This window comes from Occallatibacter sp. (assembly GCF_049802275.1).
GTDB lineage: Bacteria > Acidobacteriota > Terriglobia > Terriglobales > Acidobacteriaceae > Telmatobacter.
The window spans coordinates 1-9,258 of record NZ_JBARMD010000542.1 but is presented as its reverse complement, the minus strand read 5'-3'; the positions used below and the strand labels follow the sequence as shown (position 1 = coordinate 9,258).

Below are 9,258 nucleotides of genomic sequence, written 5' to 3'. Positions count from 1 at the left end.
AAGAGATAGCCTGGAGATCGCACCGCGAGCAGGAGTCCAGATGGCCTCCGAGCGCAGCAGTTCGACATGCGGCGATGGCCCGCAACACGCTCAGTTGCTGGTAGCCAAGCCAGGAACGGTTCTGTTCCCGAAAGCAGTCACCCTGGACGCGAAGGATGTCGGCCACCTCCACGGGAGGCCGACTCATTTATCTTTTTTCCGGTGATACTCGCGGCTTACCTGGCTGACGCTGGAGAGTTGCAAATGCTCCAGCGGGTTCGACACGGTCTGCAGGCGATGCGGCATTCGCGCGGATCGTCGCGGGCGTCGTGCGTGTGCTCGTAGAGCGCGACGACGGTGGTGCGGCGGAAGTCATGCATTGTGAGCTTGCGCGTGATGCCGAGGCTTTTGCGCAGTCGATAGAATGCAATGCCGAGTGTGTGGGCGTAGTTCGCCCTGGGTGTGAGAACGTTGGTGCCGTGTCTGTATTCGCGTTTGTGGATTTGGCGCACGAAGGGCTCGGGGTCGGTGAGATCGCACGTCGCGAAATATTCCGCGATTTCGTCAGTGACCGGGAGGGTGAGACGTTCGCCGAGTTTGGTGGTGAAGCGAAGTTGACGCAGCTTGGCGTTGTAGTTGGACGGTGCGATGCGGCTTGCGGTTCCGCTGCGAATGGCGAGATCGGAACACAAGAGCAACCAGAGGCGCATGTGCGGCGGTGCGGCTGCGAGCAGTTCTTGCTTCTCCTGCTCGGTGGCCGTGACGTTGCGCGGGCGCAGTCCTGGGTGTTTGCTGATGAGGTCGGTTAGATCGGCTGCGCCGAAGTGCTTGGATAGCCAGCTTAAGAGACGGATGACCGCCGCTGCGGTGTTGCGCCGCGTCGAGTGAGCATAACCACTTTGGGTGATCGCTGCGTCAATGTCGTAGGCGTGTGCGGCGTGGAGCTGGTGCGGCTGGAGACTGCCCGCAGCGGCAACGATGATACGGGCTGCGCGGCGCGTGTTGCCGTTGCCGGTTTTTGGATGGTCTTTGCGGATAGCGATGACGGGTAGGATTTCCGCGCGGGTCCGCCCGCCTTCTGTTTTGGGAGGCGTACGCGCTGAGCGGCCTCGTAAGTGATTGCAGCTCTTGCGGTGGTGAAGGATTTGCGCAGACGACGGCCTGATTCGTCGCGCCAGTCGGCGAAGAATTTATTGTTCTTTATGTACATGGGTCCTCTGTCCTTTCGGAGGTCACCGAACGGACACCAGCTATGATTGAACTTTCGCCAGTGTTTACGCAGTGATGGGTGACCTTGTGACACCATGCAATAACTACTTCAATTATTTTACGGAGATTGAGGACCGCTTTCAGCAGCGACGCGGGGCGATTCTGCTGCTATCGACGCTCGACTGGGCGCTGATTGAGGCGTGGCGCGATGCGGGGATTCCGCTGGAAGCAGTGCTGCGCGGGATTGACGCGGCGTTTGATAAATATGAATCGCGGCAGAAGCGTGGGCGCATGCGGCGCGTGAATGGGCTGGCGTGGTGTTCGCAGGCGGTGATGGAGGCAGCTGAAGAGTTGCGCGAGGCAAGCGCGGGAACCGCAACGCCAACGACCACGTCGGAAGAAACCGGATTTGAACATGAGCGTGTAGCTGTTCACCTCGAGACTGCTGCAAGCGCACTTGATGCTTCGACGATTGCGCACGAGGCATGTGCTGCAACGGCAGTGCGCCTGCGGGAGCTGGCGGCCGAGGCACGCGCCGCCCAGAGCTCAACTACCGTTGCGCACGAGATGGAGGCTTTCGAAAGGGTTCTAACGGTGCTCGAGGAACGACTCTTCACAGCTCTTCAAGCAGCGGCGCCGGAAGATTTGATCGTGGGCCTGCGAGAACATGCAGAGCGCGAGCTCGCGCCCTATCGGAGTCGAATGAGTGTGGATCAATTGCGCCAGGTTAAGCGGCAATTCGAACAAAAACAATTGCTCGTGCACTACAACCTGCCGAGACTCAGCCTGTTTTACATGAGCCAGCAATGAAGCGCGTAAACAAAAAGCTGGAAGACACGAAGCCGGTTCGGAGCGCTCTCGTGCAGATTGAGAAGCCGATCTATGGCGGCGCGTTTCTGGCGCGATTGGAAGGCAAAGCGACATTTGTACCACTGACGCTTCCGGGCGAGCAGGCGCGTGTGCGCATTGTGGAAGAGAAGCGTGGCTACGCGTTGGCGGAGGCGGACGAGATTGTAACTGCCGCGCCGGAACGTGTTGTGCCAGGTTGCCGCCACTTTGGCGTGTGCGGGGGATGCAATTATCAACACGCGAATTACGAGTCGCAGCTCGGATTCAAGCAGGCAATTCTGCGCGAGACTCTTCAACGCGGCGGTGTGGAAGCGCCGGAGACGATTGATATACTGGCCGGGAATGAGTGGCAGTATCGCAATCGCATTCGGCTCGCCCTTGACGGTGCGGGACGCGTTGGTTACCGTGCGAGGCGTTCCCATGATCTGATTCCCATCAGCGAGTGCCCGATTGCGTCTCCACTGCTTGTGCAGGCGGCGCTGAGTGGAGGTGAGATTCTGCGGCGAGGAAAGGCAGGACTGCGGCCGAGCGAAGTGTCCCTCTTCTGCAACGCGGAGGAAACACAACTACTGGCCAGTGTTTTCGTTTGCGACGCAGCGAGTCGCACACTCGACCAGTTTTTCGGGGAATGGAAGGAGCGCATTCCAGCCCTCGTCGGTATTGAGTTTCTGGAGGAGGGGCGCGCCGGGAAACCGGCGAGAGCTCTTGCGCGACGCGGCGAAGCATCGTTGACATACCGCGCCGGGGGCGCGAATTATCGCGTCGACCACGGCGCTTTTTTTCAGGTGAATCGCTGGCTTGTCGACGCCCTTGTCGATCGCGTGACTGCAGGCCGGCGAGGGGGGCTGGCCTGGGATCTCTTTGCAGGCGTTGGCCTGTTTGCCCGGAGACTTGCGGAGAGTTTTGCGCAGGTTGCCGCGGTAGAGTCGTCGCCTACTGCCGTGGAAGCTCTGGCGCACAATGTTGAGGGCACCACGGGCACTTGCGTAAAGGCGGAGACGCTCGCATTTCTGAGAGCGCACAGGACGGCGAAACCCGAGGTGATTGTGGTTGATCCGCCTCGTGTGGGGCTGGGAGCAGAGACGACTTCCCTGCTTGCCGAAGTTGGGGCGCCAACCATTGTGTATGTATCCTGCGATCCGGCGACACTGGCACGCGATCTACGCGCTCTTATCGATGCGGGGTATGCGTTAAGTTCCGTCACGCTCGCCGATCTGTTTCCGCAGACCTTTCATTTGGAGTCTGTGGTCGAATTGCGTCGATCCTGATAACCTTGCGCCCATAGATAATTTCTAGATTTGGGCTCAATGGAAGCTGAACCGAGGAACTTCGGGCCGACCACGCTCCGCCCTGCTTCGAATGCTGTTGGGGTTCCGCTGTTTCACGCCGCATGGCTGTTTGCGCTTGGCATTGTCTTCGCTGATTTCATCTGGCTTCGGCCCGCTTACCTTCTCATCGCGTTGATTCCTGTTGCCACCTTGTGCGGAATTTCCGCGTTGCGGGCGCAGCGCATTGCGTGGCTTCCGGTCGGTGTGTTGTGGTGCCTGATGGGCGCGTGGTGCGCGGAGATGCAGCCGCAACCTTCCGCAGCGCCTGCGCTGGCGGCGCTCTCTGACGGTTTGGTGCGCGTCGTCGACGGCACAATCACCGATGCGGGCCCAGTGCGCGGAGAACTTGAGCAGAATGTTGATGAGGCGCAGAGCACGGCGCCCACGCAACGGCTCGATGTGCGGATTGCAAGCGTCGAAGTCGTTACGGACGATGAAGACGCACAGGCAGCGATGCCGGGTAGCGTGCGCCTCACGGTGCGCTGGCCGGAAGGTCAACCCGACACCGCTGGTTTCCATTGTGGACAGCGGATTCGTGCCGACGCACGTCTGATGCAGCCGGAGGTATATCGCGACCAAGGCGCGTGGAGCCGCAGAGATTATCTACTTGATCAGGGCATTACATCCACGGCTACGGTCAATGCGGATCGTGTGAAGTTGCTCGGAGCGGTGCAGGAACGTAGTTGGACCTGCCGCATCTCGGCGTGGCAGCACGCGGCGAGTGCGAGAATCTTGGCGCTTCCGGGGGCGATGCGGACAATGCCGGCAGCACTGCGGCTGAGCGAGGATGATGCGATCATGCTGGCCGCGATGGTGACTGGGGACCGCACCTACCTGACGCATTCGTTGCGTGTGGGATTTGAGAGGACCGGCTCGTTTCACATGCTGGTCGTCTCGGGGCTGCACCTGGCCATTGTTGCCGCATTGATCGTGTGGATCACGCGAAGGGTGCGCATGCCGCAACTTCCGGCTACGGTGGTCACGATTGCTGTGTCGTTTGCTTACGCTCTGTTCACTGGATTTGCCGCGCCGGTGCAACGCTCGCTGTGGATGGTGACCCTGTATCTTGTGGGCCGCCTGGTTTACCGCGAGCGCAACGTGCTGAACACAATCGGTTTCGCATCGCTATGCCTGCTGGCCGCCAGCCCGCGCAGCCTCATGGACTCGAGTCTGCAGATGACTCTGCTCGCCGTTGTATCCATTGGAGGCGTCGCGGTTCCCCTGCTCGCGAACACGGTGCATCCCTACTTGTCAGCCACGCGTGAACTCCGACTTGTCGCTCTCGACATCAAGCTTCCGCCGCGGCAGGCGCAATTTCGCGTGATGCTGCGGATGTTTGCTGCGGCCCTGACACGGGCATCCGGCAGATGGGTCGGATGGAGCGCCTTTCCATGGATTGTTCGAGCGACCCTACGATGCGTGGAACTACTGGTGGTGTCGTGCATCGTGGAACTGGCAATGGCATTGCCGATGGCTGTCTACTTCCATCGCATCACGGTATTTGCGCTGCCCGTAAATATTTTCATCCTGCCGCTGCTTGCGGTACTGATACCAGCCGCATTGCTCACGTTGCTGGCGTCTTTTGTATCGACTGGTGTGGCTGCGATTCCCGCGGCTGTAACGGCGTTGTTGTTGCACCTTGGCGTGGGGCTGGTCCGCCTGTTCGGGTCGGCGGCGGTGGGCGATTTTCGCATTCCTGCTCCGCTCCCAATGCAGATCGCAGTCTTCTGCATACTGCTTGGTCTTGCAGTGGTGCTCGCGCGGCGCGGAAACTCCACCACAGCGCATTGGCAACGTCGCCTTGCATGGGTGTCGATGATTACCGCGGCCATCATCGTGGTGGCGCCGCGCCCCGTCGAGCACCCGCGCAATTCGCTGCTCGTCGAGGCGATCGACGTGGGCCAGGGAGATTCCCTGCTTCTTATAACACCGGAAGGCAAGACGATGTTGGTCGATGGCGGTGGATTTGGCGGAGGTCCGCGCCATGCTTCGCAGGACTTCGACATCGGCGAAGAAGTGGTTTCACCTGCGCTCTGGTCTCGCGGGATTCGACATCTTGATGTGGTTGCACTCAGCCATGCGCACTCCGACCATATGGGCGGGCTGCCCAGCGTGCTGCGCAACTTCAGGCCGAATGAACTGTGGGTGGGAAACAATCCTCCGGTTGCCGCCTACAATGCATTGCTTGATGAGGCGCGGCAGCTGCACGTTCAGGTGCGCACGATGCGAGCGGGAGACAGCGTGACTCTGGGGAGTACACAGATCCATGTGCTTGCGCCGCTCGCGAACTACCTGCCGGGACCGGAACCTGGCAACAACGATTCGCTGGTACTGCACGTCTCTTACCGTGCGACCTCTGCGCTGCTCGAGGGTGACGCGGAGGCTCCTATTGAGCAGGGCATGCTTGCTGAGCAGGGCCTTGAGAGCACGTTGCTCAAGGTCGGCCACCATGGCAGCGTCACTTCGACGCGGCCCGAGTTTCTGGCGCGCGTTGCGCCGCAATGGGCTGTGATTTCCTGCGGACTGCGAAACCGCTATGGGCATCCGCGCGAGGAAGTGCTTGCGGAGTTGCAGGCGTCGCACGTGCGGACGCTCTCGACGGATATCAATGGGGCCAGTTGCTTTGAACTCGATGGGAGCAATGTGAGGGCAAGCGGGTTCTGCGGGATGCCTGACCAGTAATCCAGCCAATGACTGGACGCCTTCAAAGTGATCGGAGAGCATTCCCCTCAAAACCGAAAACGGGCGCCCAATTGAATCTGGCGCTCGCGGTAGAAATCAGTGGCATTGATGTTCAGCGGTTTGCCGAATTCCGTCTGCCCGGTTTTGAGGCCGGTGAGGAAGTTCAGGCGCGGAAGGCCGCCGATTACGGTTCCTGACTCGATCGAGTAACCCGTGGTCTCCAGTTCGGTCACATTCTGGTGATTGAAGAGGTTGAAGCTCTCGGCCATCAGTTCCAGTCGGCGCATCTGGCCAAGGTTGAAGCGCTTGCCAAGGCGTACATCCATTTTCCAGGTTGCAGGGTAGCGATAGGTGTTTCGACCGACGCCGTATACGCGATTGTCGCCGCCGTAGCCGTTCATACCGGTGCTGAGCGCAACAATGGCCGCGCCGCCTGAAGTAAATTCCCTGGCCAATGAGCCAGCTGTGCGCATGGAGTAGGGCATGCCGCTACGAAAATAAGCTGCCCCGCTCAGACTCCAACCATTTCCGAGTTGGCCGGCGAGTCCCTGCAGCTTCCACGGCGATTGAAAAATAAGGGCGGCCGTGGCGGAGTGGCGGACATCGAGGCTGCTGGTCCCATACTCCTGACGAAAGTCGAGGGGATCGAGAACGCTGGGCCCGCTGAGTTGCGAAGTTTCGTCGGGGTTCCAATCCATCGCATGCGCGTAGGTGTAACGGGCGCGCAAGGTGAGTGCACGTGCATTGCGAGAGACGCGCAGCACGGCTGCTTCGTATGTGGAATTTGCCCGGCTATAGATTTCGCTCACCTGCTGGTAATTGGGATTCAGTCGACCGCTGAATCCGGTTGGCGAAGTGACGGACGGCCATGACGCGAAAAAGGGAACCGTGATCTGCGGGGACTTGATCGGTCCGGAGGCGGTGCCGTCGACTACGGTGTATGTGATGGTTTTCGAAGGGCCGGCCGTATCAATATTGGCGTCAAAGGTGACGGGAAGCCTGCGCCCGAGACTGGCAACGGCGCTGGCCTCAACATGAATGCGCCCGGGAAGCGTTTCTTCGAGATCAGCTTCAGCCTGGTGAATCTCGTTGTTGCGGAAGTTCGGCGCGAACTCCACGGCACCTGGTTTGACGATGTTCGCTGGAGCGCCATCCAGCACATAGGGAAATGGCGGAGCGCCACCGGCATTGAGATTGTCTGTTGGGCGCATGAAGAAATTGAGATCGCCCTTGAGGGAGCCAGTTTGCGTGAGCGCTGTCTCCACGACAGAATTCCGCGTCTGGCTGAAATACATGCCGTAGCCAAGGCGAATCACGGGCCAGCGGCTCTCACCGGTGCCCCATGCAAAACCGACGCGAGGACCCCACTGATTGCCGAGGCTGGGCATGTGCTCGGTGACGGGCAGATCGGGATTCTGCAAGGCCGAGATCGGTGGTGGAAGCTGTTCCAGCTCCCAGCGCATGGCCAGCGTGAGAGCAGCTCGCTTGCCTGGCTGCCATTGCGACGTAAGGTACCCGGCCCAGTCGTTTGTGCTCAACCACCAGTCTGCCGGGCCCATGGTCTGCGAGTAGTAGGAATAGCACGGCAGGTATCCAAGCCCGTGGAGCACTCCGGATGAGTCGCGCCAGGCTTTTCCGGTCTGATCGCAATTGTGCTGGTCCATCGGGTTGAGCTGCCCATTCAGGCCGTAGGCGGAAAAGGCAAGTTCGTCGGAGGCAAAATTTTCCACGCTGGAGTAGTAGTACGTGCCGGTTTGATTGCGCAACCGGCTGGTTGCATCTGTGTTGCGATTGATTTCAAAACCGGCTTTCACCATCAGCTTTCCGTGCACCCAGTTCAACTGCTCCTGTGCCCGGTACAGATGTTCATCTGGATAGTAGCCGCGTCCGAAGCGCGCCGGATTGCCAATGGTGAAGCCGTAACGCGAATCTACGACAATTTGTGGAAGCTGACCCCATGCGCTGATGTTCAACGATTGCTCGAAGGTGGACGGAGTTTCTGCCGGGGCGCTCTGAACCTGATGACCGTAGGAGCCCTGTGTAACGGCCTGGAGATTTGGGGTCAGGAATGCTGCCCAGCTGCCCAGCACCCATTGCGCGCTGGCTTGCGCTGCCCCGAAGCTGTGCGTTCCGTAGGTCTCTGAAGCGCGCGTGAAACCGCCGCCGGGCGCATCGAGCTGCGCTGCAGTCACCTCTGCCGTGAAGTGATGGCGCTCAGCAACGCTCCAATCGAAGCGGGTGAAGCCTGTCCATTTGGACGAGGTGCGTGCCGCCGGACCCAGCAGGCCGGCCAGGCTCTCGAGGAGTTTTGAATACGCGCCCAATCCGGCGCTTACCGGATCGGCGCCGTTGAGACCGAGTTGTGCGCTCAGCAACTGCATCTGATCGTTCGAAGGCTGCGCAAAGAAGTTGTCAGGATGTTTTACGGTCGACACTCCGGGATCGTTGCGCTCATGACCGTCAAGTGATGCAAACCAGAACAGGCGCCGTTTCATGATCACGCCACCGAGGCCAGCGCCCCACTGCAATCCACGATCGGCGGGACTGTACGGCTGGGGCGTGAAGACCGGAATGGTGGTAGGCGAAGCGGGCGCTGTTTCCTGCACCCACTGCGTGAACGGGTTTTGCGCACCCCACAGGTTCTGACGATCGAACACGAAGGCCTGCCCGTGCAGATGCTCGGTTCCACGTTGAGTTTCTACATTGGTTCGGCCGGGGTCAGCGAATGCAAAGGCTGCTCCTCCGGCCTGCAATGTCTGCACGCCGCGAATTGTGCTCTCACTGGAGGCAGGGCTTATCAGGGATGAAGTGCCATTGCGTGCGCTGAACGAGGGTTGAATGAGTTCCCCGTCGATGGTAATCGCCGACGATGCGCCGGTTCTTGCAGGCGTTCTCTGTTCATCGGCGGCACTGGTCGGCGCAGGCGGCGAATCGAGAAGAAAGTTCTGCCAATTTCGGCCGGGCAGCGGGAGCGCCTGTAATTGCGTCGAGTCCAGCGATTGCGCCTGTTGCTGCGTATCGGTACTCGCGATCGCGCTAAGTTGTGCTTTGGGAGCGTGCGTACTCAGAAGAGAAGCTTGCACGGAACTGAGCTCCATCGCCAGCACCGCTTGCGCGATTGCGCCGGCAGGAAGATCCGGCGTCGCGGCAATCGCAAAGGCGGCATTAAGCGAAGGCTGTAGCAGAGGTTCGGAGATCGAGGAAGTCGATG

Annotated in this window: 7 protein-coding genes; 4 read left to right on the top strand and 3 right to left on the bottom strand. The window is 60.1% G+C overall.

Annotated features, from left to right (window positions below; translation table 11 throughout):
- Positions 1 to 187, bottom strand: a 187-nt coding sequence (locus WA354_RS18760) for a transposase zinc-binding domain-containing protein (protein WP_472814546.1), incomplete at its 3' end; no start/stop codon positions are given.
- A 28-nt stretch (positions 188 to 215) separates the two neighbouring features.
- Positions 216 to 689 (bottom strand): hypothetical protein, encoded by a 474-nt coding sequence (locus WA354_RS18755; protein ID WP_472814545.1) that lies wholly within the window; start codon positions 687 to 689, stop codon positions 216 to 218.
- 174 nt (positions 690 to 863) lie between these two features.
- On the opposite strand from WA354_RS18755, the gene WA354_RS18750 reads away from it, so the two are divergent.
- From WA354_RS18750 to WA354_RS18735, 4 genes are all read left to right on the top strand, one after another.
- The gene (locus tag WA354_RS18750) at positions 864 to 1,031 is read left to right on the top strand and encodes a hypothetical protein (RefSeq protein WP_472814544.1); all 168 of its coding nucleotides are present in this window, start codon (positions 864 to 866) and stop codon (positions 1,029 to 1,031) included.
- A gap of 232 nt (positions 1,032 to 1,263) precedes the next feature.
- Positions 1,264 to 1,998, top strand: a complete 735-nt coding sequence (locus WA354_RS18745) for a hypothetical protein (protein WP_472814543.1) — start codon at positions 1,264 to 1,266, stop codon at positions 1,996 to 1,998.
- Positions 1,995 to 3,305, top strand: coding sequence for a class I SAM-dependent RNA methyltransferase (locus WA354_RS18740; RefSeq protein WP_472814542.1), 1,311 nt, complete (start codon positions 1,995 to 1,997; stop codon positions 3,303 to 3,305). The genes WA354_RS18745 and WA354_RS18740 overlap by 4 nt, the downstream gene beginning before the upstream one ends.
- A 39-nt stretch (positions 3,306 to 3,344) precedes the next feature.
- Positions 3,345 to 6,047, top strand: coding sequence for a ComEC/Rec2 family competence protein (locus tag WA354_RS18735; protein WP_472814541.1), 2,703 nt, complete (start codon positions 3,345 to 3,347; stop codon positions 6,045 to 6,047).
- 47 nt (positions 6,048 to 6,094) lie between these two features.
- Here WA354_RS18735 and WA354_RS18730 read toward each other — a convergent pair.
- A partial coding sequence (locus tag WA354_RS18730) for an outer membrane beta-barrel protein (RefSeq protein ID WP_472814540.1) occupies positions 6,095 to 9,258 on the bottom strand: 3,164 nt, incomplete at its 5' end.

Excerpts from the sequence above, each read along its gene's own strand:
- WA354_RS18755 (WP_472814545.1), bottom strand. The coding sequence starts at position 689 with ATGCGCCTCTGGTTGCTCTTGTGTTCCGATCTCGCCATTCGCAGCGGA.
- WA354_RS18745 (WP_472814543.1), top strand. The coding sequence starts at position 1,264 with ATGGGTGACCTTGTGACACCATGCAATAACTACTTCAATTATTTTACG.
- WA354_RS18740 (WP_472814542.1), top strand. The coding sequence starts at position 1,995 with ATGAAGCGCGTAAACAAAAAGCTGGAAGACACGAAGCCGGTTCGGAGC.
- WA354_RS18735 (WP_472814541.1), top strand. The coding sequence starts at position 3,345 with ATGGAAGCTGAACCGAGGAACTTCGGGCCGACCACGCTCCGCCCTGCT.